Below are 23,896 nucleotides of genomic sequence, written 5' to 3'. Positions count from 1 at the left end.
TAATATGATCATCAACCAATATTGTGAAAACATGCCTTTCTGATTCCCCCATCAGTCGCTGGCTGATAGATCTCAATAGTGTCCATGTGTCCTACGTTTTGGACAAGACCTACCCCAACGAGATCCAGAGAGGCTCCCTCCCTTTGTTCGCGAAATCTGGTTAGATGAGGGTTCTTCGATCAAAGCGAGCTTACTTCTGGCGTTGCGCGCTGCGAGCCCCTATTAGCGGCAATGATTCCGCGCAATTCTTGAGGGAGCTTTCTAGATTTCCGAGCGCTTCCCCTGATGAGCTTAAGGCGACTTACGCCTCTGCAGTCCAAACAGCCCTAAGCGCCTTCACAGATTCAATCAGCCCCTGTCTTTCGAGTGTGCTTAAGTATTCTTCGCGAGTCTTCGGCGGATTGCGAAAGACTCGCTCGATGGGTCTCGGCGGCTTGTAGTATCTCGCCGGGGTACAAGTCGATAAGGTGGTGAATGAACTCGTCTGGAGTTTGCGCTTCAATCTCGAACTCCTCAAGCGCCTCGGCAGGAAAGTCCTTGGTATTGTTGGTGACAATCACGCTAGCACCGCCGCGGACGACAGCAGCCAGGACATGTCGGTCATCGGGGTCGGGTAGATTCAGAGCCGACACTAATTGCCGGTATCCGGTAACTAGGGCATCGGGAGCGTGCTTGTCCATCAGTTGCCGTGTGCGTTCGAGCTGACTTCTAGTTAGGTCCGGACGCCTCTCGAGCAGGTTCGAGATCCACTCCTCATGAACATCGTCAGACCATCGGGCGCGAAAGATCCCCGGCACTGCCAGGAACATCAAAAAGCTCCGGAGTTCGGCGGGATAGAGAATGTTGGCATCAAGAAAGGCAGTGAATGGCGGCATGGATCAGAGGCCGATCTCCTGATCGTAGGCCACCAATTCGGCGAGTGCGGCCTTTCGGTCTGATTCGAGCTTTCTCTTGTACTCCATAGCCTTCGCAAATGAGATGCGCCGATGCGTTCCCACCTTTCGGAACGGGATATGCCCTTGGTCAAGCATCTGGATCAGAGTTGGACGCGATACGTTCAGCAGGTCCGCTGCCTCCTGTGTCGTAAGTTCCGCATGAACCGGCACGATTTTGACAGCGTTGCCACGGCTCATTTCATCCAGGATCTGGACCAGAAGACGCGCCGCTGAAGCTGGTATTTTCACCGTTGGCTCCGATGCGAAATTCATAGCGCGCAGATCGAGCGACGCATTCTTTCCTATGCGCGGGGCGAGGATCTCCTTGGTCTGCTTGGCGAGCACAGCTTCGGCTTCTGAAGGAATCTCGGGCGTGAGGACAGCGGTAGGAGACATGGTTCACCTCTGCTTTCATTGTACGTATATTCGAAGCAAACGAAAGCAAGCGAAGTATTCGAAAACGCACTATGCAGTATAGTGCACGCGAGGGGATTCGACACTGTACCGTACGAGCACCTCCGTGTTCTAGAGAAGCTGGAGGGCCCGCCAGGACTTGAACCTGGAACCAAAGCGTTATGAGCACTCTGCTCTAACCAATTGAGCTATGGGCCCTTAGTGAATCTCCGGCAATGCTTCGCGGAAGTTTAGAGTAATGGACCGTACTCAACGGGAGTTGAGCGCAATTCAGGGATTATGAGTTTTGACTAAACGATGTAAGTCTATGAAAATAAAAGAAATACTGGCGTAATTGAGTGTAGCCCTAAGTAGCTAAGCGACCGTAATTTAGAGCAATTATCGAAACAGGGAAAAGCTGATGAGTGTACCGCTCTTGCACTTGGAATATGCGCCAGTCATTGCGGCAAAATGTGATGGAGGTAGTTCTCTTCGATCACAGGAATCTACGTGTGGCGCTGGAAGCGACGGGCATCTACTCGCTGGGTCTGGCGCTGGCGTTCGCCGCAGGCATCGAGGTTGCGGTGCTGAACCGGAAGGCCGTGAACCGGTTCGCGCAGGCGATCCGGCGCTCGAAGACCGACAAGGCGGATGCCCAGCGCTGGTCGAGTCTGTCTCCGCTGTCGGAGGAGATGTCGGTGCGGCAGTGGGTCGCGCATGGCGGGCTGGATCCGGCGCACGAGGCATGCCCGCGCTGGTGGCCGCACAACGCGACAGGCACATGAAGGCCATCTACGAGCTGCTGCAGAGCCGCCACAAGGCCAAACTCCAACCGCTCATCGCCGTCGCAGGAAAACTGCTGCACGCCATCTACGGCATCTTCCGCAGCCTCACACCTGGAGTAGGGGAACAATGTGCCGATCACTGGAAGTAATTCTCAGTAGGTCGCAAACTGCCTCTATTACTGAAACGATTTCAATGTGCCGAATACAAGCATACTCATTGGACCCGCCGAAACACGTGGGGCGGTTGTAGCATGGGTAGCATGTCAGGCTCGGTCCAGCAGCGAGAACCACGGCTCCGGGCGGAGCCCAGGCTGCTGCATCGTTGGCTCCATTCAAAAGGATTGTAGGAACGCCCAGAGCGTAGGCTACGTGCGAGGCAAAACTATCATGGCAAAGCAACACGCGCAGTCTCGAGATCGCTACGAAACAATCGGAAAGACCACCTGTCACTATTCTTATTCTCGAACTATCCAAGGTGCCGAAGTATCTAACTAGCTCTTCCTTCTCCGAAGGGGAGCCGAATACGTGCACATCCATGTCTCGGGCGACCAAGTGTCGAGCAAGAGATTGCCATTTCTCCATCTCCCATCTTCTCCAAGGCTGACTTGCCATAGGATGAATGCCTACAACGTTCTCTAGAGGATTCCAGACGATCCTCTTCTTTGCAGGCGAGTAAAGGGCAGATTTCCGCCCCTCCGCACCGCTCACCGCACTTCCCACGATGGATGCCGCGTCATAGATGTTGGGCTTGTTCGCAGGTATGAATATCGGTCGATTGGCAAAGGGGATGGCTGAGCGCCGAATTACTTGACCGCAGGCATGGTCAGCTGACCACGCAGGACTCCAATTGTCCCGGTGCGAAATCAATTTTCCCAGAAATTCCTCACGAAAATCGCCCGCGAGATTGACAATGTCGGTATATTCTCGGTGGCGTAACCTGCCGATCAAACGAGGGAGAGCGGACATCTCCCTTAGTCCAAAGTCACGAACAGAACCCATCGGGAAACGCCCTGTATGGACACAATTCACGGATGGGTTGTGTGCAAATATCGAATGAATCTCTGGTCTGGTCAGAACGTCAATTTGTGCAGAGGGAAGGCCACGCGCAATCGTTTCAATCAGTGCGGTGCTGATCACCGCATCCCCTAAATTGTGTGCCTGCAGTATAAGAATTCTACGTTGCTCTGTCATCGCCATCCTTAGTAGGGTGCGCTATTATAAGCCTACCACTACACAGGCCGTTTAAGCCTTGTCCTGTCAGGTATATGAACCATAGTTCAGCCCTACCGGCTGCCGCCTTGCGGTACTTCCCTCGTATCCTACGCCTACAGGGCGGTTCCTCTCCTGAGCATTATTTCCGGCTCGTTTTTTTGCAATGTGACCAACAGGCCTACGAATTTTTCCATCATAAAACCCGCGACTGCGTCAGAGGCGCTATGACCTCTCGAGACCAGCTTTCGGTCTCGAGAGGGTGTCCAATTAGGAGATCTAATTACAGCGACGCAATCGTATTTCAATGCTTGCAAATGGCACATCTCTCATGTTGCCGTTGCCTCAACGGCAGAGATATGTCAGCATTACCTTTGATGCTTAGCCAATTTTTCAAGAGGCAATCCTACATAACAGGATTCCACCCAAGAATATTTTTTCGGAGTCTCTTTGGGGTGCCATCCTTCCTGATTGATCTGTACAAGTACCGAGCGATGAATACCTCTTCCACCTTCCGGTTGAACTTTTTGGACATGTTCCCAATTCTTTCCGACCGGAAAGACAATGCTGGCGTCGCCAGTGGCCATTACTTCCATCAGGATTTATGGGCCGCCAGAAAAATATTTGAGCGACATCCTTCGCAACACATTGATATTGGTTCGCGCTTAGACGGCTTCGTGGCCCATTTGCTAGTGTTCATGCCCGTCACGGTAGTAGATATACGGCGATTGGAAAGTAATCTGACAGGGCTTCGTTTTTTGCAAGATGACGCGACGGAATTGAGCAGTATGGCAGACAACAGTGTCGATTCGATATCTACGCTTCACGCCGCAGAACATTTTGGACTGGGGCGATATTCTGACCCGATTGACCCGATGGCTTGCTTCAAGTTCATTAACGCGCTGCAGCGAGTGCTGGCTCCAGGCGGACGGCTCTATTTCTCGGTTCCAATCGGCCGTGAACGAGTTGAATTCAACGCGCATCGGGTCTTTGCACCGAAGACCATTCTCGATAGTTTTTCCTCTCTCCGTCTAGTATCGTTCTCCTTTGTTGGAGATGACGGGCAGATTTACGAAGAGGTAGATGCTCTGAAAATTCCAGAGAGTGAGCTGGCCTGTGGACTATTTGAATTCACTAAGTAGGCAGGCTGTAGAGTGCTGTCGGTGGTTAGTATGATAAAACAACATGCGCAGATGATCTCCAATCGCAAGCTTCGTATTGCCGTCGAGTGCAGGATCGATGATCCCAATTCAGGCGTCGGTTCCTCTATGCTATGGCTTGCACATGCATTGTCTGGATCATCCATTGAAGATCAGGAATATACGTTCATCGTGCATGAGGCCACGAGGAATTGGCTTGAACCTCATATATTCGGTCCCTGTCATCTGGCAGCTATTCCAAAGCCCCAACCCTCGCAGCTTAAACGCATTCTGCGGGGAGTAGCGCCCGTTCGTAATTTATGGCGTCGGCTGAGAGTCCAGTTCGCAGACGTTCCGGCTTCAGATGGATTTATCGAATCAAATGGATTTGACTTGGTTCATTTCGTATCGCCGACGGCGTATTCAACAACGTGCCCAGCGATCTTTCAACCTTGCGACCTCCAGCACTTGCACTACCCGGAATTCTTCTCAAAGAACGATTTCGTGCTGCGAGAAAAATGGTATCGGGCATTCTGTGAGCAAGCAAAATTTGTCTGCGTGCAGGCTGAGTGGACTAAAAGGGATATTATTACGCACTACAACATCCCGGATGAAAAGGTGGTAGTGGCTCCATGGGGATCGGTCTTTGATGCCTACAAAGATCCATCAGATGAAGAGATACGAGACGCCGTTGAAAGGTACGCTCTTCCATCTCAGTTTTTCTTCTACCCAGCTAAGACATGGGCACACAAGAACCATGAAGTTGTGCTGCGCGCTCTTCATATCCTCAAACGCGAGCACGGCATCGCTCCCCATGTGTTTTTCACGGGATCGTCAACTGATCGCCGCTCCAAGCTCGACGGCCTAGCGCAGAATCTCGGAATATCTGAGCAAATACATTTTTTAGGGTTTGTGGCTTCGACTCAACTCCAAGCTATATTTAAGACGGCGACGGCCATGCTATTCCCTAGCAAGTTTGAAGGGTTTGGGCTCCCAATTTTGGAAGCATTTCAGGCCCGACTACCTGTGATCTCCTCGAATGCCACAACACTGCCTGAAGTGGGCCGAGATGGAGCCCTTTATTTTAGTCCCGATTCGGCCGAGGATCTATCGCGTCTGATGAAGGCAGTTCTGGATTCTCCAGAATTGCGACAGGATCTTGTGGACAAGGGCACCCTAGTCCTGTCGCGATACTCGATGGACAAGACCGCTGCCAGTTTTCAAAGCCTTTACCGGAAAACCGCCTCATTAGCCTTGCCGGATCATCGCATTAGGGACGCTATCGTTGCTTGAAGCGATGCAGCTTTCCGACCTCGACGATGCCTGAGCAACCCTTAGCGGAAGACTACATCATCGCGACAGGTCAAAATTATCCCCTTACTCAATTCGTTGAGACAGCGTTCGACCTTATTGGCAAAGGATTGGAATGCGTATGTCACGATCGATGCGCATTTGACCCTTCAAGTCCGCAAGCCGGCTTGGCTGGAAGGCCAAGCATGGTATGAAAAGAAGTGATAGGCCTGATGCTCGAATCTGAGATGAGGAATCTACGTGAGGAGCAGCAAACTTAGTGAGTTTTTTTTAGGTTGTGAAATGTTCCAGCGGATAGCCAACGAAGAAGTTAACGCGAGCGCCCTAAATTCCGCCGGAAAGAATTTGCGCGTCCGAGTCGAGTTGGTAAACCGCTTATGACGAAAACGCCACTGGAGAGAGCAGATGCAACCGTCTTATATTGCCGAGTTCGTAATGCGCCAACTCGTTTCTAATACCAAACGCCGGCGCCCCGGTCCATTGCGAAGAGGATTTTTTACTCTGACGAGGAAGATGCTCGGGCGATCCGGCAAGAGATATGTTCGATTCAATTTAGCGGATAGCGAAATCCTGGTACCGCTCGGGCATGATTTGCCGCTGATCCGCTCTGCTTTTCCTCGTTATTCGAGCAACATCGCCCGCTTGTGCGGCTACATGTCCAAAAAATACACTGATTTGCACCTTATAGACATTGGAGCGAATATTGGCGATACAGTAGCGATCATTCGTCAGCAAAGTCGATGTCCAATTCTCTGCATTGAGGCCGATGAATATTATTTCAATATACTTTCAGAAAATCTTAGGCGGGCTAACTTGCAGCCCGTTCAGACAGTCCGCGCTTTCGTCGGGACTTATACCGGTGAGTTGAAGGGGCAGTTGGCACCTGTTGCAGGTACCGCGCATTTCGAAAGTCATCAAGAAGGCGTGCTGAAAACCATTAAACTCAGTCAACTTATGGAGAGCTTTCCACAGTTTCGGAATTCGAAGATACTGAAGATCGACACCGATGGATTTGACTGTAGCATTCTTCGTGCCGAACTGGATTGGCTCCGCAAAACAAAGCCGATGATCTTCTTTGAATACGATCCTTTCTTCTTTCAGAACCAACCCTACGATGGGAATCGAATTTTTGAAGATTTATCCCAGGCGGGATACACATTTGCAATACTCTACGACAACGTCGGCGATTACCTCACTTCAGTCGACTTCCAAAGAGATCTGGACATATTAGCGGACGTGCAGAACTACTTCATTGCCCGAGCGAAGCGTGAATATCTGGACATTGCGGCTTTCCATCACGAAGATCGCGAGATTGCTGAGTTTATACGAAAGCAAGAGGCTGAATTTTCGCTTCGGTCGAGACAAGCAGAGTCAAGGGCGGCGCTTTGATTGACCGCGCCTCCAAACCGCAGTCGTTCTGAACTCCAACCAGTTTTGGAATTTCAAAACCGCGTCAGATTTTGGGGGCGACAGCGATAGGATCAGGCTTCCTTGCGTGACGGAGCCACGATTGAAAAAATCGTGGCACGAAAAAGCTGTAAGGCAAAACTACTGCAAGACCGTACGTCAGAATGACTGCCCACGGGATACCAACGATGCCATAGTGTCGAATAGATAGTATTTTCGCCGTAAGGCACACCGCACCGAAGATGGAAGCGCACAGCAGTTGAAATTTGATAATCGACGCGCCATTAAGAAAAATAGCTACGGCGTCGCCACAGCAACCCATGACCGTCCAGACTGTGAGACCGAGCAGTAACAAGAACGAGGGATGAATACGTGAGCCTACCCACCAGTGAATGAGCCTGTAAGCCGCAAGTAGCATTATCAACGAAGCAGTCGAAGTCAAGGCGAGCACGAGAAGCAGAGACCGGCCGAGCGTCCGGCGCACCCAGTCCATGTGTCCTCGGGAGACAGCCTCACTATAAGCCGGCCAAAGAGGGGCAACCAGCATTCCCGACATCATCGTGATGACCGCGAACATGCGTTGAGGGATTGAATACTCCGGCACATTCACCGCTCCTAGTGTTCGGGCGATGATGAAGTTGTCGGCCGAGTAAGAAACCGCCACGACCACCTGAAGCACAAAGAACAGACCACCAAGTTTGGCAATCTCGGATATCACATTGCTCGCCACAAGCTTTCGCATTGGGCGCAGGTCTGGACGTACAAAACCAAAGAAGTGAATAACATTCAGCGTAGTGGCAAAGATTGGCGCGCCAGCGATAGCTACTACCAGTATCGGTAGGCTTACATGAAACCAGATGCCGGCTAGTACACCGATAAATCCCACCACGCTGCCGCACAATTGCCACAGGCTGAACCGATACCCTTCCTGTAGACCGAGTTGTACCCTCTGCACCACGTCCATCGAAATATTGAGCGCGAAACAGGTGGCGAAGACCGCCAGCGCGGGGCCGGCCTCCGCCCTTGCCTGCGGAGAAGTGACACGAAAAAAATCTGCCCAGTTGACGAATCGATAGATAGCAAAAAATAGAACTAACAGCAGCGTGGCGATCATGTTAAGAACCGCGAAGCCACTGGAGACAGCTTTACGGATTCCCTCTTTATCGTCTTTCCCGAAAGCCTTGGCTACGGTATTCAGAACGCCATTGCCGATGCCAAAGTCAGCAAATGTGGCCATTGCCAGCACGGAGCTGATGGTCATCCATAGTCCAAAACGTTCATTTCCCAGGTAATTCAGAGTAAGAGGTACGGTAATCAACGAACTTCCGACCTGAACCACACGCGCAACCGTTGCGACGCTGCCGGTAAGCACCGCGCGACGGTTCCTTTCCGCGCCACGCGTTTCGTCGCTCATGCTTTCCGGGTCTTGAGGAAGCAGCCAGAGCCGGATTCTCCCTATTACTCCCTTGATCATCCAGCGACTCGCGCGACAACAATTCTGTTTCCCACGTACGAGCTTCGATAAAGGCGATTGATGCAACCAGTATTGAACAGGGAACCGCATCCTTCGATGCCATGAATCTCATATCCTTTGCGCAAAAAAGGCTCTGTCAGATACACCCCGTCTTCTCCAGTAATCAAAGCAATCTTTACAGCGTTAGCCCCTGATCCGGTATTGACCAATGATGCTAAAGAATCAATTATATCGGTCAGCTATAGTGGGCGTGATCCATCCAGAACGATGCACTGGTGCTCTTCCAAACCGGATATCCGCCCCATCAGTCTAATTGCCGGCGTTAGTTGGGACTGGATGCGATATCATTCTGTAGGAAATGAAAGCTGCGCAAACACTAGAACCGCTGGCCAACGGTGATCTCTATTCAGGGAGCGAGGATTCCCGATATCTGAGAATGCTTTTGATTCTGCTTCGAAGCCGACTGCGCATTGCGATCATTACCTTCGGTTCGCTTCTCATCGGAGCAGCCATTGCATTTTTGATGAAAGTCACCTTTACTGCGACTGCGACAATTCTCCCTCCCCAAGCCCCGCAGTCCACTGCATCAGTCCTGATGGGACAGCTGGGTTCCCTGGCAGGACTAGGGGCAAGTGGGGCTGCAAGTTTGCTGAAGAACCCGAGCGATATTTACGTGGCAATGCTCGAAAGCCGGACGATCACGGACCACATCATCAATCGATTCCGGCTCGAGTCTCTGTGGAAACAGAAAAAACTGGAGGATACGCGCAAAATACTTAAGGAACACGCGCAGTTCGACGCTGCCAAGTCGGGGTTAATCATCATCACAGTGAAAGATCCAAACCCGAAGTTAGCCAGTGATATGGCAAATGCATTTGTGGATGAGCTGTATCAGATGAATTCAACCCTGGCAATCACTGAAGCCGGCCAGAGGCGGTTATTTTTCGATCGGCAAGTTGAGGAAGAAAAGAGCGCTCTCGCGGCTGCTGAAAACGACCTTCGAACAACTCAAGAGAAAACCGGCCTCATAGAGCTGAGCGGGCAATCAGCAATGGCCATCCGAAGCATCGCAGAAACCGGCGCTGAGTTGAGAAGCCGCGAAGTTGAATTGCAGGCCATGCGAACCTATGCAACCGACGAGAATCCCGATCTCAAGAGACTGCAAACCCAGATTGACGCCCTTCGCCAACAACTATCTGCTTTGCAGAATAACCAGAAGAACATGCTCCCTGGAGACACTCAGGTGCCTGCCGGGCGGGTTCCGAAAGAGGGTATGGAGTATGTCAGGAAATTGAGAGAGGTCCGGTACCATCAGACGCTCTTCGATTTGCTGTCAAGGCAATACGAAGCCGCCCGCATCGATGAGGCAAAATCGGCACCAATCATCCAGATAGTCGACCACGCCGTGCCTCCAGACAAAAAGTCTGGCCCGCCTCGCATGTTGATCACTTTGGGTTTTGGCGTAGTTGGATTTTGCCTCGCATGTTTTTTGGCTCTTGGGCGAGAGGCCCTTATGCGAATGCGAGAGGATCATAGGTCTGCAGTCATATTGGATCAAGTGAGCAAGATTCTTCACGTTCGCTTGTAGGCAGGATAAGTGTCGACATTACAAAAACATATGGGAATGCGTAGTGCCGAGAGAAGCAGCTCGTCTCAGATAATCACCAGACTGTTTGCCGTGATCGTCATTTACAAGATGCAACCTCTTGATTCTTCGACATTGCAAACGCTTCTCGCTTCAGTTGAAAACACTTCCCCAGACAACTTCGATCTAAAAATATTAGTTTGGGACAACACGCCGGGCGGTCAAGACATCGGGAAGCTCCCCGGCGGAATACTGTACGAATCGGCGCCGCATAACCCGGGCTTGGCGCAGGCTTACAATCAAGCCTTGGAACAGGCTGAAGCCGAGGGATACGAATGGCTACTGACGCTGGACCAGGACTCCTGCCTACCGGTGGATTTCTTGGCAAAAATTGCAGACTTTGCCAGTGAACTGAGCCCGGACAAGACGATCGGAGCGATTGTTCCTCAGGTTATTGCAGACGGCCGCATCGTCTCCCCTTTTCGGTTTGTATTCGGTGTGCCTCGTTGGTTCGGCTCAGGATTTGTAGGCACCTCAAAGAGGGCGGCATACGCAGCAAATTCTGGGTCTACATTACGAGTGTGCGCACTCCGAGAGATGGGTGGCTATGATCCTATGTTCCCGCTCGATCTCAGTGACACCAACCTCTTCCATCGTCTTCACGACTCCGGCAAGAGCGTTTTTATTGCCGGTGATGTCTTGGTACACCATGACTTCGCGCTACTGAATAAGCCTGCTCGAATGAGCATTGAGCGATACAAAGAATCCCTTCTGGATGATTGTGCTTTCTGGGATCTCTACATGGGTCCGGTCGCAAGATTCGAACGAATCATACGATTCGCAGGTAGAGCTTGCAAAGACCTTTATTTTTCCAAAGAATCCGGCTTCTGGAAACCAACTCTGTCAGAGTTGAAACGGCGCCTGTTCACTCCAAGACAGAGACGTATTGCCGAGTGGAGGAAGTGGGCAACGTTGCGACGCAACAACTCCGTCCGAGGACCGGGAGGGCAGTCTATCGTCTTGAGGCAGGGTCAGCAGAATTATCCCCAATCGTGAAGGGGCTTCATTGTTGTCAATAATTTGTGTCCAAGCCAACCGACGGATAGCTATTGTATGTTGATCTAGTGCATCAGTATCAGTATTAGCTATACTAGCGAAAATGAAGATATTGATCACCGGAGGTGCAGGATTCATTGGGCAGCACCTCACACGTCACCTGCTCGCACTCCGACACGAGATGACCATATTAGACAGTTTCCTGGATCAGGTGCACGCAGGGAACCGCGTACTGCCAGGTGATCTTGACAAGCATGTAAGGCTAGTGGTGGGGGATGTTGCGGACCCGGCTTCCCTTCGGCCTGCCCTGGAAGGCCAGGACTGCATTGTTCATCTAGCAGCGGAGACAGGGACCGGCCAATCTATGTACGAGGTTTCCCGTTACGAGCGTACTAACATTGCGGGAACGGCACTGCTGTACGAGCTCCTTTCGAAGGAGAACTGCCTCCAAGTAGAGCGGATCGTCGTTGCCTCCTCGAGGGCAATCTACGGCGAAGGGGCATATTGCTGTGAGCGTGATGGAGTGGTCTATCCCGTCTCAAGGTCCGTCGAAGAAAAGCAAGCCGGTCAATTCGATCCCCTCTGTCCCCGATGCGGCGGCGCTTGCGAGACTATACCGACACCGGAGACGGCACCTCATCAGCCGTCCTCGTTTTACGGACTGACCAAGCAGGTGCAGGAACAGATGGCGCTCATGTTTGGTCAGGTCCGAAAAATACCTACTGTTGCCTTGCGCTATCAGAACGTATATGGCCCCGGACAATCACTTCAAAATCCGTACACAGGAATATTAGCAATATTCTCGAATCTAGTCAGGGCTGGACGTCCGATCCATGTTTTTGAGGACGGGCTGGAGAGCCGGGATTTTGTCTATATCGACGACGTTGTGCGTGCAACCTCAGCCGCTATCACTACCCCTTTTGCGGGTTGTGATGCGGTGAACGTTGGCTCCGACGAACGAACCACCGTTCTGGATGTCGCAAGACTCGTCAACGAATTCTTTGGTTCTCCTTCGGAACTGAAGATCACTGGAGCCTTCCGAAACGGCGATATAAGACACGGAATGGCAGATCTGACTCTGGCTGGGCGACTACTGGACTACGAGCCACAACACAAGTTTGGCGAAGGATTGCGAAAGTTTCTGACATGGGCGAATCAAAACGAGCCCAATTGGAATGGATACGAGCGGTCGCTGGCGGAGATCAAGGTGCATGGTCTTTTACATCAGAGATCTTAGAAGAATGGAACGCCAAAGAACGAGCTCGTGATTGCTCGACGAGGAGCCGTTCACTTCGTTAATCAACCCACGTATTACTTTTTTGACATCTAAATCGAATGTTGGATGCAAGACAGTCCGGACTAACTTACGCTGTAGAAGCAGCCCCGCCCCCCCCTGGTCGTAAGTTCGGGCGGCACATAGCTGGTTATGCTTTCGGCTTTGCGGCACTTTGGCTAGTCTTCTATGGAATATTCATCCTATTTCCATTCATTAGCATAGGAGCTGACGTCGTTTACCGTGCCAAATTACAACAAGAATTCCATGGAACAGTGTTTCCCGAGAATCATTCTAGCCAACGGATTTTAATCTTTGGAGACAGCAAAGTTCTTGCTGGATTCATCCCAGATGAGTTTGACCGACTGGCCGCCGCCGACAAGTTGGATTATTACTCTTATAACTCTGGCTATCCTGCACGAGCAGCTTTCGTACCCGAACTCCGCGAAATGGTGAAAAGAGAGTCAGAAGTACCGGATATCCTACTTTTGACAATTCCATGGGAAACCACAACAAACCGCGCCAGCATCTTCCGTCTTCCATGGAACGACCACGATATTGCAGAAAGAATTTTTCCTTTCAGATATCTTGTCCGAGATTTCTTTAGCTTCCTGATAACCTCACGCCAACATGGAGGACCACTCAATTATTACCGGGAGGGCGGTGTCAATGTTTCAAAAATGTTGAAGGATAGAGGCTATTACTTTGTCTACGAACAGAGCCACTATCCGAACGACAGTCTACCTGATGATTTTCACTTGCCATCCGACCAGCCTACGTTAACCATGACACGATCTGCGGATACCGAAAGTGCACAGCTTTCTGAACTCAACCAGATCATCGACGAGCATCATATCCGGTGCTACTTCGTTCCTCGATATGAGCGAGAGGGAGAATATGCCTTGGCCCCAAAGATGGATCAAGCGTTCGCCGACCTTCTCCGACTCAATTCATCCTGCAAACTGCTCGGGCCTGATTACCTTCTGTATGCCAATCGGATGTTCTCTGATCGCGCCCATCTCAACCGCGCAGGAGCACAGGTTTACACGCGAGCCGTCTACGACTTAGTTTCCAAAGAAGAACGCAGGGGGCGCTGAGATTGCTCTTTAATAGTTTTCAATTTCTTCTTTTCTTTGCGGTGAGCTGGTCGCTGTTCTTAGTGCTGCGTGGTACCCCGCGTAAGATTTTTTTACTTATTGCCAGCTATTACTTCTACATGTGCTGGAATACGAAATATATCGTCGTTATCTGGGGCATCACACTTATCGATTTTGCGGCTGGTCTACTAATTGAAAAAAGTAGGATTGGAACTACGAGGAGATTTTTCCTTGGCCTCAGCTTATTTTGTAATATCGGACTCCTAGTCGTTTTCAAGTACTTGAATTTTTTTAATACATCTCTCACCGAGATAGTCCATTTTTTCGGTGGACAACAAGATCTTCCAATCTTTCGGATTCTTCTTCCTGTTGGCCTGTCTTTTCACACATTTCAGGCAATGAGCTACACCATCGATGTTTACAAAAAGAAAGCTCCAGCAGAAAAAAATATATTAGATTATGCGCTTTATGTAGCCTTCTTCCCGCAAATGGTGGCTGGCCCAATTGAACGACCGCGTCAGTTGCTCCCACAGTTCCATCATGAGCCGGTGCTCCGTTCTGATCGCATCAAATCTGGCATCACTCTTGCAACCTGGGGCCTCTTCAAGAAGATGGTCATTGCGGATTCGTTGAGTGGGTTTGTAAATCTAGTTTATGCTAGCCCTCGATCCTATTCCGGAGTCGAATTACTGCTTGCCACTCTAAGCTTTGCGATACAGATTTATTGTGATTTCTCTGGATACTCTGATATCGCTCTTGGAATCGCCCGAATGATGGGTTATGAATTGCGTTTAAACTTTGCGCAGCCATACTTCAGCCGATCGATTGGGGAGTTCTGGCACCGCTGGCATATTTCACTCTCAACTTGGTTTCGCGACTACCTCTATATTCCATTAGGTGGAAACCGAGTGAGGACATTTCGTTTGTACTTCAACCTGCTAGCGACTTTCTTATTAAGTGGGCTTTGGCATGGAGCAAACTGGACGTTCGTGGTCTGGGGAGGACTCCATGGGATGTTTCTCATCTGCTCTCATCTGACAGCCGAATTCAGAGGTAAAGTTCGAACCGCGCTCCGTCTTGATAGGTATCCGAAGGCTCTCGAATCCCTGCAGCTCCTCTTTACATTTATCTTGGTAACGATTGCCTGGGTACCATTTCGCGCCAGCGACATTCGCTCAGCCTGGTACATTCTCACTCATTTCTATCCATTTGGCGGAATGAGCTCAATGGTCCTGGCTGCGGCGGGTATCCCGCGAGCAAACACCCCGTTTTTGCTCGGGTTTGTGACTGTTATGTTCTTGGTAGAATGGTGGATCCAACATCCCCACAAAGCGCCGAATCTTTGGCAATCTTTTTCTTTTCGCATCTGCTGCTATTACGGATGCCTCTACAGCATCATTTTCTTTGGGGTCTTTGGACACACCGACTTCATTTATTTTCAATTCTGATCGACACAGCGATCAGGGGATCAGCATGTCTGCTTCATTGCAGGTCGCCGTACGTTGCACGACTAGAATCGAGTGCATAGACGACCTCATAAGGTGATATGTCACAGCTGTCGTTGTTTCAAAAGCTAAGAGCAGCCCGATGCGCAATCAACAGAAATGCAATCGACCAATACGCTATTAGACATGACCATTATCTTCCCGAACTACAACACAAGGGAATTGTTGAAGCAATGTCTGCCTTCGATCTATGGCTACATGCATGGGATCACATTTGAAGTCATTCCGGAAAGAGCCGCTCAACGAAGACTGGTTACCGAGTGGGACGGATTTGGATCACATTATCAAAAACCTGCATTTCGTACCCCGGGAAACGACTTACAACGATATCGTGGAGTTCGAACAAAGTTGGATATCCATGATGTCCGTCGAAGCAAATGGCATCATCAATGAGAAGGACGTGGTCCTTGATCGGATGCCGGAGAATCGCTTCAATCTCTGCACGAATCGGACATCGAACATCTCCCAAAGCGGTAATCCCCCCTGAGTAATGGCCATCGAGCCAGAACAGGCAACGCTCATTGATGCCACCCAAGACACTCTCGATTGCAGTTGCGCTATCACCGGCAACAAGATGAATATGTGGGTACTTCCTAAATGCCGACTTTGCCCTTTCGTGCAACTCCTCACTTAACTCGATGGAATAGATTTTCTTAAAGTGATCTTTCATCGCAAAGATCATATCCCCGAGGTAGGTTCCGGTCTCTACCAGAGTATCTATATGAAATTTTTGTGCATGATCCAGCAACATGCGCTGCTTAATAATGTGGGGCGGCCCAAATCGGCCTCCTGTTTCCCATGCCTTTTGCTGCTTTCTGGCCCTCATCCCCATTAACAGGTTCAACACGGAGGAGTCCCTGGCCAAAACGCGGGCCTTCATTTTCCAAGTGAAATGCATTTACGGAATCCTAGAAGATCTGCACGGGGAATGCAACCGTGGAAGGCAAGGGTATTGGATCAAAATGGAGAGTTCTTCTTCAAGTGGCAGAGGACTCTCGCAATGTAGCTTTGTTTCCGCAAAACGGTGGTCGGGCCCAGTTGAACGACCTCATCATGAGCCGGTGCTCTGTTTTGAAGGGCTTAGTTTTCCTGTACCAAGAGCAGTGTTAGTCCCGGCCGGTTTAGGTTGCAGCTGATCGCATCAATCGGGCATTTTGGTTTCGATATAATCTATGTTGATGAGTTGCAACACTACAAGGAAACGCTAAGGTTGCTTCGTGCAGCTATACGAAGTAGTTCTCAAAGGCCAAAGAGCAATCCGATGCGCAATCAAGGAAGATGCAATTGACCAATACGCTATTAGACATAACCATCATCATCCCGAACTACAACACCAGGGAGTTGTTGAAGCAATGTCTGACTTCGATCTATGACTACACACAAGGGATCACATTTGAAGTCATCTGCATCGACGATAATTCGTCGGACGGCAGTGCCGACATGGTTGCAGCAGAGTTTCCCAAGGTGATTTTGGTTCGCAATACATCTGGTCAGCTGTATGCAAAAAATAACAATCTCGGCATGAGGATGTCTCGTGCGCGTTATGCATGCCTGTTGAACAGCGACACAAGATTGATTGCAAATGCCTTTCAATCGCTCGTCGAGTTTATGGATAAGCATCCCGATGCGGCAGCCTGCACGCCCAGGCTGCTGAATCCTGACGGTACCACCCAAATGTGCGTCAGAAGATTCGCTCGGATGGGAACGCTCATCCTTCAAGGCTTAAACTGGCACAAGTTGTTCCCAAACGGAGTCGTTAGCACCAACTACTACGCCTCAAACTTTGACCATTCCCGCGAGCAGTTGATCGAGGCCTTAGGAAGCACAGCGTTTGTCATTCGAAGGACAACCTGGGAACAGGCGGGGATGCTTGATGAGCGTTTCCCACTTTTCCAAGTCGATTTAGCGTACTGTTACATGCTAAAGATTAAAGACTATAAAATATATTACACGCCCTGTGCGGATATCATTCATTTTGGTAGCCAAAGCGTTAATCAGAAGGCCACGGCCAGTATTCGGATGCAACACCAAGGATTCATTGATTTTAGCGACCATTACGATTACTTTAGCTCCAACCCTTTAACAAAGTTCTTGATCCGGCAGGCGGTTAGGCTACGGTACTGGCTAAAGCTGGCAGAATTTCATCTAAGTAAAGATAAGCGAGTCATTAAAGGCCCCGGAAGGGCGCCGATAACCAGGAGCAGCTGAAGCTGCTACTTCTAAGCCCATCGGTCATGATCTAATTCATTACTGTGCGGAACGTACCGAAACACATGCCAACGATTACCTCACGTGTTTTCCAAGTCCGAGGGCCATCGCAACTGCCGTTTTATTGCAAACCTCTCAGCCTGTTCGTCGCGGTTTGGTTGCTCATGCTGGGCGCTCTTCAGCTCCGCATCTCATACACTTCCTATCCTGACATCTCCCTCGGCCTGATCCTTTTTGTAGCCTCACTTCTCTCTTTTCTATTTGGATATGCCACAATCCGTGTAGCGTACTTTTCCATAGGGTACGTTCCTTCTGGTTACTCCCACTACCGAATTGACATTACAAGATTGCGACGCTTTCATTTGTTCCTGGTCGGAATAGTGCTTGCAATTATGATCATGAATTGGAGACTGCACGGGTTACCGCCATTATTCGGCTTTATTGGTCTGGATACCCTCGACTACCAGGAATACGGATCATTGCGTCAACTACTCTTTCCCTGCATTCTCCTTATTTTTATATCGGCTCCCTTGGAGACATCTTTACTGCGCAAGGGGTGCCTACTTCTATTTGCACCATTATGCCTTTTAATTTATGTATCTCGCGGCTTAATGCTGATAATGCTATTCCAAGCTTTGGTAGTGTTCTCTATGAGAACGTCGCTCAGCAAGAGGAAGATTTACCTCGTCGCGATATCGACCCTATGCTGTGGACTTATGTTGTCCGACTTTATTGGAAACAGTCGCAGTAGTGTCGGTAGTGCGGGACTACTTAGTTACATGCAAATCAAGAGGATATATTACGACTGGCCAACGGCGTACCTGTGGATGGCCTCGTATATTTCTACGCCGATTTCGAATCTATGCTGGATCGTCCATGTTTATCGTTACGAACATGCATCGTTCTCTTTCCTCTACTCGGCACTCCCCATAGTAATGACGGGTAAGTCTCTTGAGGTTGCGGACCTGGGAAGCGACATGATCGTTGACGGTGTCCACACCTACATCGCCAAATATTTCTTGGACTTCTGGTTCTTTGGAATTTTTGGTATTAACTACATTTGGGGTATAATTGCCGCTTACGTAAGTGCTGGTAATCGACTGACGAGAAGATATCTGCCTGCGGCAGTCTTACTGGGCTGTTTGGGTTTTATTTTTTTCTCCGACTTCCTATCGATCCTCTACATCCTCATTGAATTTTTCGCAATGAGTGTCGCGCAGCAATATTTTACAATTGGGATTAACGATTCTTCGAACGGCACGGTCTTGGACAATGTCTCTCTAATTTAGAGACAGCTTCAGCCCCCGAAACCTGCGACTCCAACACCAAAACAAGGTTCTTCTTTATTCTTTCAGAGATGATACCGAGAACAAATGCGAACACGCGAAGGCATGAAACGTCGCGAGCAGTTAAGCCTCTCGTTTCGATCATCACCGTTGTCTTTCGTGCGCGACAAGATCTTCCGGATCTAATTGAGAGTGTTGCCCGCCTCAAAAACGATAAAAATGTTGAATTCATTGTGATCGATGGCGGATCACAGGATGGAACCTGCGAACTGCTAAGTCAGTACGATTCCGTGATCGATTATTGGGTGAGCGAGCCAGATAAGGGTATCTACGATGCAATGAATAAAGGTATCACTGTAGCCCAGGGTACCTTTCTCTTTCATCTCAATGCGGGAGACAGGCTTCTGCATATCCCATTTCGCGAGCTTGAGGCCGCCAAATCAAGACATGTCGATGTTGTGGCATTCCGCGTCTCGATCGATGGCAAACACGAGTTTCGTCCCGGTCGTGGAATCGCGTTACGACTCAAGAACACCTTGCACCACCAAGGAACGTTCTATAAGAGAGAGGGTTTTCCGTTTTACGACGTGAACTATCGGGTATTTGCCGATTTCGACGCGAACCAACGGCTTGTGCGCAGCGGAGCCCGCATTGAGATCTTCGATCAGGTGGTAGCTTCCCATCAGGGCGGCGGCCTTTCCGATGCCCACACAGAAGCGAACGTTAGTGAGTTTTTTAAGGTCATCAAGAGAAACTATGGTTGGACACATTTGCCTCCGGCCTGGTTGATATGCAAATGGCGAGGTATGAAAACCCGGCTCTCGATGATGCGTCAAAGGTTCTAAACAGAAGATCCGCAAAACCCTCTGTTCAGAACTTTCGCGTAGAAAGGCATCTCGTCATGCCCACAAGATGTGAGCCTAATGTGGTTGCCCACGAGGTTCGCTGCTCTAACCGAACAGTGCTCATTGTCTTCGCGACCATGGTGTAGTGCTGCCTTAATAGTAGTTGTGCGACCGTAAGCGCCTGGTCTTCCCCTGTTGACCAATGGGTGGTCGAAACTGATCTGCGAAGTGTCCACTTATTTTAAGTGGACACTTGGAGAAGTGGTGAAGAGAGTGCGGAAGTGTCGGTATTGTCTACGGCGGCGAGGCCATCTTTCGCGAACTGGGGCGAGACTTCTCAAGACCGGTTTTGGTAAAAGAGCTTTGATTAAACGCTTCATCTTCCTCCAACGACTGAGGGCTGAAATGAATCAGCCACTCGAAATAGACTACCGCACCCAGATAGCGAGCAATTCATACACCGACAACCAGCTCAAACCCCGCGCAAAACAAGAGCATAGGAACTGATCCAAGAAATCTATTCTTCGTCGGATATAACGGGGCGCGGGCTGCTCGTCTAATCGTCCGCCGGCGATTTTGGAAGGAGGTTATGTTACGCCCTGCCCTGTAACCGGCGGGGCTCGATTCTGAGCAGGAAGTGGGACGAATAACTGGGCTGGGCAGTAGAGGAATTGCGGATCCGCAGCCGTGAGAAGGAGCATGAGGCGAAACATCATCTTCCGATATCGGCTCCCTGAAGGGAACCGCAGGGTTCTGGCTGATGTGTCCCCGTAACTTGCCTGGATTGGCAAGCGGAATGCGTCCGGAGCGTCCGGTGGCGAATCGACATCCGTTCGATGACTCGTGACAGCGTGGCGAATGTTAGATCGCCAGGGTCAGTTTCCGGCGTGGCTTGCTCTATCACACCGTTCAACCACTTGGACTCGCTCGAAATCGGTGACGAATGGGGTTGCACGGTATTCGGGAGGGCATCCATGAATCGAGAATTGGCTTTGAAGATTGTGTTGGCGGTGGTCGGGTTGCTTAATTACCCGCTGGCGATCTTTATGCGACAAGAAGCACATCCTTGAGGCCGGCGCGCACCTTCTCTGATTCGAGAGCCTGCTTGGCTCATTGAGGAGTGAGTGGCGAAAACATCCATGATCGCGTGGAGGATCTCTTGTGACAGATCGGGGGAATCCTTCGTGCATTCGGGAGGTTAGCGATATCTTAGCCAGCAGCCTTATAAATCGCCCTCTTACACACCGGATTCTTTCCACCTTCAGGTGCGGAAGGGGCGTTGTGAATTAGGAAGATCGACCACGATGGGTGCGTGAGCAAGCACGTACCTTTCATCTACCACCGCACAGTTCACGAAGGTCGTGCTACCATCGGCGGCCTCCTTCCCGTAGCCACCATGGATGTGTCCGAACACATGGAGTCTGGGCTTGATTTTGGAGACAACCTTGGCAAGCTCCTCGCACCCCAGGTGAGAGCCGAGGATGTTGGCCTTGTCTAACGTCTCGAACGGTGGGCCATGAGTGATGAGAACATCAGTATTGGCCGGAATCTTTTTCCAATAGCGACGAATCGCAGCACCACGATCGACATTGAATGCCCAATTATGAAAAGTCGGCTGAATGGGTGAGCCCCAGATGCGTAAGCCCAAAACCTCCGCTCCAGCGTTTTCGAGGTATCGCGCGTTCTTCAATCTGGCCTGTGCAAGCTCGGGATAAGCCTCAAAAAGTAGATCGTGGTTTCCCGCAACGACGATCTTGTGCCGATGGGGCAGCGTCTCCAGCCAATCGTCAAAATCGACAATCTCCTCCAGGCGTCGACCAGACAGCATAAAATCGCCTGCGTGAATAAGGACATCACCCGCCGACACTTTCAATTTGCGATGCTGCCCATGCGTATCACTAATGCAGACTATGCGAATCGCAGAAGTTTTTGCCACAAAGCCATCCTAAGATTTCCTGGGCGCTCTACATCTCATCTATTACCGGGTTGAACCCAGCCCGTCATACGTCTCAGCTATCTCCCGAAGCGCTTCTGAAACCCTGCCGGTCATTTCCTGCGCGACATCCTTCCTGAACTTGGTGTATCTGGCCTTGGCCAATGCGATCGCTGCTTCTTTGACCTCCAGCGGCATCTCCGGGGTGTAGGTCATGAAAAGCTTCACAAAAGTATCGAACGCAGCGTATTGGACTAGAGCGACAGTTTGGAGCTTATGTAGATCGCGGCTCTGCCTTTCCAGTGTCGCGAGAATGCGCTCCTCCGCCTCACTCAAGGCTCTAGACACACCATTAAGACTGTTCACGCAGGCCTGGCGGATATAGGAAGAAGGAGAAGCATATCCCTCCGCCTTAGCCGCCTTCTGGATAGCCTGAATGAAGGCATGCTCACACCGAATCGTCACTACCTGCTGCTTTTTTGCCATATGGGACTCCTTCTTTGAGTACTTAAATCCGTATCGCAAATGTCATACAGAGCGTCAAATTGACATACGCGATAAATCGCTCATGAAGCAACGGTTACATGCCAAAAAGCCACGCAGTGTAGTGCTTATCCTTTATGTTCCACTACGGATCGTCTGTGGTGATCTTCGTCTTCGTATTGCCGAGAAGTGTCCCGAATTGTTGATTCTTGTATGAAAAGTGTTGACCACCGAAGTTGAGCACGAAATGAGATGTTGAGTTCTGTATGAAGACAGTATGATTTCTGTTACCTACACCGAGAGCGAGTACGCATGTTGTTGACTTTTGTATGAAAGTTGTTGAGTCCCCAAGGGCTTCACGCCGCATGGGATAACAATTGGCATGAAGTACTATTTCCAACCTAGGATCCGCGAAGAGGTCGTTCTTTTTCATCGCGGTTCTGCGGATTCGCCTTGTCATCCCTTGTGTGCCTCAAATCAGCGGTGATGTAACGGGTCTAAAACCACATAACTCCGAGCTCAAAAGGACCGCCATAGCGTGGATCTCGAGTGTCGGAGTGGCGTGAGTGATGTTCCGGGTATGTCTTCACAGTCGTTAGGAGACGTCCGTAGAGGGTGCGGAAAACGCTTTTCCACTGATCCACAATTTTCTTGTCGCCTAACCTCCTGCTAGACCTCTTGAACCTCTTGTACCTCTTGCTTCCTTATATGCGGTTCGAAAACCTACCGGGAAGTCCCCTTTTCCATACCTACAAGTCCCCTTTTTCATACCACCAGGTCCCCTTTGGCATACCTACAAGTCCCCTTGCGATCACGAATTTCCACCCCGAGTTTGTGGATTTCTTCATGAGCAGGGCGCACCGCTCAGCACATATCAGGATCAGGAGAGTCTCCTTCTGATCGCAGCACCAGGCGTCAGGTACACACTGCGATCTGGAGGTGCTACACACAGCCCTTTGGTCGTAGCCTCCGCTCTCAACTGGGGCCAAATCGCACGAAGAACTCGAATGGCTCTTGCAAACCGTTCCCTGATGCGCCATTCATTGGTGTCGTCTTGCCAGAGCTGCTGGCGTAGATACTCCCAGGGAATCAGAGATTCGTTTTGAGCCGCGTAGCACCGCCAGCACAGGAAGAGCACGTGATCCTGAAGCTGCGACTGCCTGCGAGTTGCCTGGATGAGCTCTTCAGGGATTGGAACGTGGTGGCGTATCAACTCCTCGAAAAACACCTCATCGATTTCAATGCCGTATGCTTCCTCGTCCAATTGCAATCTATGCTGCCCGTACCGCTCAGCCCTGCGTTCTAGCGAGGTCGGCAAACGCGAGCGTCGGATAACAGGCATAATCTCCGCCTCACTCGCAACGGCAGTCCTTCGCTCCACTCCAATCGTCAATCCGCGGAGCCTGATAAAACGCTCTCGTAGATCCCGCCGATTTTTGCCGCCTTGTGCCATCCTCATCGCCAACAGAAATTCTGTTGCGGTTTCCCAGTTTACAAATCTCGATTTCATCTTCACCGCCTTGTCGAGTAAGAAATGCAACAGGCTCCGATCACTTCCAAAAGGCATCGATCCTTCGAGGGCCGTGCTGAAGGTCACACTCACCCTATTTCCATTCGCCAGGATGGCTTGTCTTGTGATCTTGCTCTTCGACGTCGGCTGATATGGAAGACCGCACAGGATAAGCGCCTGCGCCACCTGATAGACTTCGCCGCTGACTAGCTCAAAATGTTGCGAAGTGGCAAGGTCGATCACTCTCTGGTCGAAGTGAGGACTGAGATTTTGTCTGCGCCGATGGGGTGGTAAGGACATTCCGCCTCGTCCTAATCGATCCCAATGACTGCTGCGATCCTGACTGTGGAAAAGTACACACGTCTTCCCAACCTCACACGCGCAGCGTTGATTTTGGAAGCCAATTCGTTCTCTGAGCGAAGGCCAATTCTGAGTCCCTCGACGGACCGATCGAGAATCTTT

21 protein-coding genes, 1 tRNA gene and 1 pseudogene are annotated in these 23,896 nt (G+C 50.4%); 13 read left to right on the top strand and 10 right to left on the bottom strand.

The features are described from left to right. Positions 1-301: 301 nt before the first annotated feature. From BDD14_RS35025 to BDD14_RS13680, 4 genes and pseudogenes are all read right to left on the bottom strand, one after another. Entirely contained in the window at positions 302-502 is a 201-nt protein-coding gene (locus BDD14_RS35025; protein WP_479724008.1) for a VapC50 family PIN domain-containing toxin, read from the bottom strand. Beyond that, a pseudogene (locus BDD14_RS13690) lies at positions 447-809 on the bottom strand (PIN domain-containing protein); the annotation flags it as partial. The pseudogene BDD14_RS13690 and the gene BDD14_RS35025, both read right to left, overlap by 56 nt. A 69-nt stretch (positions 810-878) precedes the next feature. Then, complete coding sequence (locus BDD14_RS13685; RefSeq protein ID WP_130419294.1) at positions 879-1,331, bottom strand: helix-turn-helix domain-containing protein; 453 nt, start codon at positions 1,329-1,331, stop codon at positions 879-881. Between the two features lie 139 nt (positions 1,332-1,470). After that, positions 1,471-1,547, bottom strand: a tRNA-Ile gene (locus tag BDD14_RS13680). A 230-nt stretch (positions 1,548-1,777) separates the two neighbouring features. Here BDD14_RS13680 and BDD14_RS13675 point away from each other — a divergent pair. Both BDD14_RS13675 and BDD14_RS13670 read left to right on the top strand, forming a co-directional pair. Next, positions 1,778-2,113: an IS110 family transposase gene (locus BDD14_RS13675; protein WP_130419293.1), complete on the top strand. Its 336-nt coding sequence runs from the start codon at positions 1,778-1,780 to the stop codon at positions 2,111-2,113. Beyond that, positions 2,110-2,262: a hypothetical protein gene (locus BDD14_RS13670; protein ID WP_165420073.1), complete on the top strand. Its 153-nt coding sequence runs from the start codon at positions 2,110-2,112 to the stop codon at positions 2,260-2,262. Before BDD14_RS13675 ends, BDD14_RS13670 begins: the two co-directional genes overlap by 4 nt. On the opposite strand, the gene BDD14_RS34490 is transcribed toward BDD14_RS13670, so the two are convergent. Further along, positions 2,219-3,079: a glycosyltransferase family 9 protein gene (locus BDD14_RS34490; RefSeq protein ID WP_423201796.1), complete on the bottom strand. Its 861-nt coding sequence runs from the start codon at positions 3,077-3,079 to the stop codon at positions 2,219-2,221. The genes BDD14_RS13670 and BDD14_RS34490 overlap by 44 nt on opposite strands. A 698-nt stretch (positions 3,080-3,777) precedes the next feature. On the opposite strand from BDD14_RS34490, the gene BDD14_RS13660 reads away from it, so the two are divergent. The 3 genes from BDD14_RS13660 to BDD14_RS13650 all read left to right on the top strand — a co-directional run bounded on the left by BDD14_RS13660 (position 3,778) and on the right by BDD14_RS13650 (position 7,161). After that, on the top strand, positions 3,778-4,464 hold the full coding sequence (locus tag BDD14_RS13660; protein ID WP_207231735.1) for a DUF268 domain-containing protein: 687 nt from the start codon (positions 3,778-3,780) through the stop codon (positions 4,462-4,464). Between the two features lie 30 nt (positions 4,465-4,494). Then, on the top strand, positions 4,495-5,754 hold the full coding sequence (locus tag BDD14_RS13655) for a glycosyltransferase family 4 protein (RefSeq protein ID WP_130419290.1): 1,260 nt from the start codon (positions 4,495-4,497) through the stop codon (positions 5,752-5,754). A 423-nt stretch (positions 5,755-6,177) separates the two neighbouring features. After that, the gene (locus BDD14_RS13650) at positions 6,178-7,161 is read left to right on the top strand and encodes an FkbM family methyltransferase (RefSeq protein WP_130419289.1); all 984 of its coding nucleotides are present in this window, start codon (positions 6,178-6,180) and stop codon (positions 7,159-7,161) included. Between the two features lie 64 nt (positions 7,162-7,225). On the opposite strand, the gene BDD14_RS13645 is transcribed toward BDD14_RS13650, so the two are convergent. Next, the gene (locus tag BDD14_RS13645) at positions 7,226-8,653 is read right to left on the bottom strand and encodes a lipopolysaccharide biosynthesis protein (RefSeq protein ID WP_165420071.1); all 1,428 of its coding nucleotides are present in this window, start codon (positions 8,651-8,653) and stop codon (positions 7,226-7,228) included. Between the two features lie 358 nt (positions 8,654-9,011). Between BDD14_RS13645 and BDD14_RS13640 the strand changes: the two genes are divergently transcribed. The 5 genes from BDD14_RS13640 to BDD14_RS13620 all read left to right on the top strand — a co-directional run bounded on the left by BDD14_RS13640 (position 9,012) and on the right by BDD14_RS13620 (position 15,112). Then, positions 9,012-10,241, top strand: a complete 1,230-nt coding sequence (locus tag BDD14_RS13640; RefSeq protein WP_130419287.1) for a GumC family protein — start codon at positions 9,012-9,014, stop codon at positions 10,239-10,241. 9 nt (positions 10,242-10,250) lie between these two features. Next, a complete protein-coding gene (locus BDD14_RS13635; RefSeq protein ID WP_130419286.1) occupies positions 10,251-11,294 on the top strand; it encodes a glycosyltransferase in 1,044 nt (347 codons plus the stop codon). A 103-nt stretch (positions 11,295-11,397) separates the two neighbouring features. After that, positions 11,398-12,531, top strand: a complete 1,134-nt coding sequence (locus BDD14_RS13630) for an NAD-dependent epimerase/dehydratase family protein (protein WP_130419285.1) — start codon at positions 11,398-11,400, stop codon at positions 12,529-12,531. Positions 12,532-12,842: 311 nt separating this feature from the next. Continuing rightward, positions 12,843-13,664: a hypothetical protein gene (locus BDD14_RS13625; RefSeq protein WP_130419284.1), complete on the top strand. Its 822-nt coding sequence runs from the start codon at positions 12,843-12,845 to the stop codon at positions 13,662-13,664. Positions 13,665-13,666: 2 nt separating this feature from the next. Then, positions 13,667-15,112: an MBOAT family O-acyltransferase gene (locus BDD14_RS13620; protein ID WP_130419283.1), complete on the top strand. Its 1,446-nt coding sequence runs from the start codon at positions 13,667-13,669 to the stop codon at positions 15,110-15,112. Positions 15,113-15,422: 310 nt separating this feature from the next. Here the strand turns inward: BDD14_RS13620 and BDD14_RS13615 are convergent, their stop codons facing one another. Then, entirely contained in the window at positions 15,423-16,067 is a 645-nt protein-coding gene (locus tag BDD14_RS13615) for a hypothetical protein (protein ID WP_130419282.1), read from the bottom strand. Between the two features lie 386 nt (positions 16,068-16,453). On the opposite strand from BDD14_RS13615, the gene BDD14_RS13610 reads away from it, so the two are divergent. The 3 genes from BDD14_RS13610 (at position 16,454) to BDD14_RS13600 (ending at position 19,508) form a co-directional block, all read left to right on the top strand. Further along, positions 16,454-17,377: a glycosyltransferase family 2 protein gene (locus tag BDD14_RS13610; RefSeq protein ID WP_165420070.1), complete on the top strand. Its 924-nt coding sequence runs from the start codon at positions 16,454-16,456 to the stop codon at positions 17,375-17,377. Positions 17,378-18,354: 977 nt separating this feature from the next. Then, positions 18,355-18,666, top strand: a complete 312-nt coding sequence (locus tag BDD14_RS31825; RefSeq protein WP_165420069.1) for a hypothetical protein — start codon at positions 18,355-18,357, stop codon at positions 18,664-18,666. 68 nt (positions 18,667-18,734) lie between these two features. Further along, positions 18,735-19,508 (top strand): glycosyltransferase family 2 protein, encoded by a 774-nt coding sequence (locus BDD14_RS13600; protein WP_130419279.1) that lies wholly within the window; start codon positions 18,735-18,737, stop codon positions 19,506-19,508. 1,261 nt (positions 19,509-20,769) lie between these two features. Here BDD14_RS13600 and BDD14_RS13595 read toward each other — a convergent pair. From BDD14_RS13595 to BDD14_RS13585, 3 genes are all read right to left on the bottom strand, one after another. Then, on the bottom strand, positions 20,770-21,444 hold the full coding sequence (locus BDD14_RS13595; protein WP_207231734.1) for a metallophosphatase domain-containing protein: 675 nt from the start codon (positions 21,442-21,444) through the stop codon (positions 20,770-20,772). 42 nt (positions 21,445-21,486) lie between these two features. Next, on the bottom strand, positions 21,487-21,927 hold the full coding sequence (locus BDD14_RS13590; protein WP_130419278.1) for a hypothetical protein: 441 nt from the start codon (positions 21,925-21,927) through the stop codon (positions 21,487-21,489). 877 nt (positions 21,928-22,804) lie between these two features. Further along, positions 22,805-23,734 (bottom strand): replication initiation protein, encoded by a 930-nt coding sequence (locus BDD14_RS13585; protein ID WP_130419277.1) that lies wholly within the window; start codon positions 23,732-23,734, stop codon positions 22,805-22,807. Positions 23,735-23,896 lie beyond the last annotated feature (162 nt).

This window comes from Edaphobacter modestus (assembly GCF_004217555.1).
Classification (GTDB): Bacteria; Acidobacteriota; Terriglobia; order Terriglobales; family Acidobacteriaceae; genus Edaphobacter; species Edaphobacter modestus.
The sequence above is the reverse complement of the archived record's forward strand: the minus strand, read 5'-3'. Positions and strand labels throughout refer to the sequence as shown.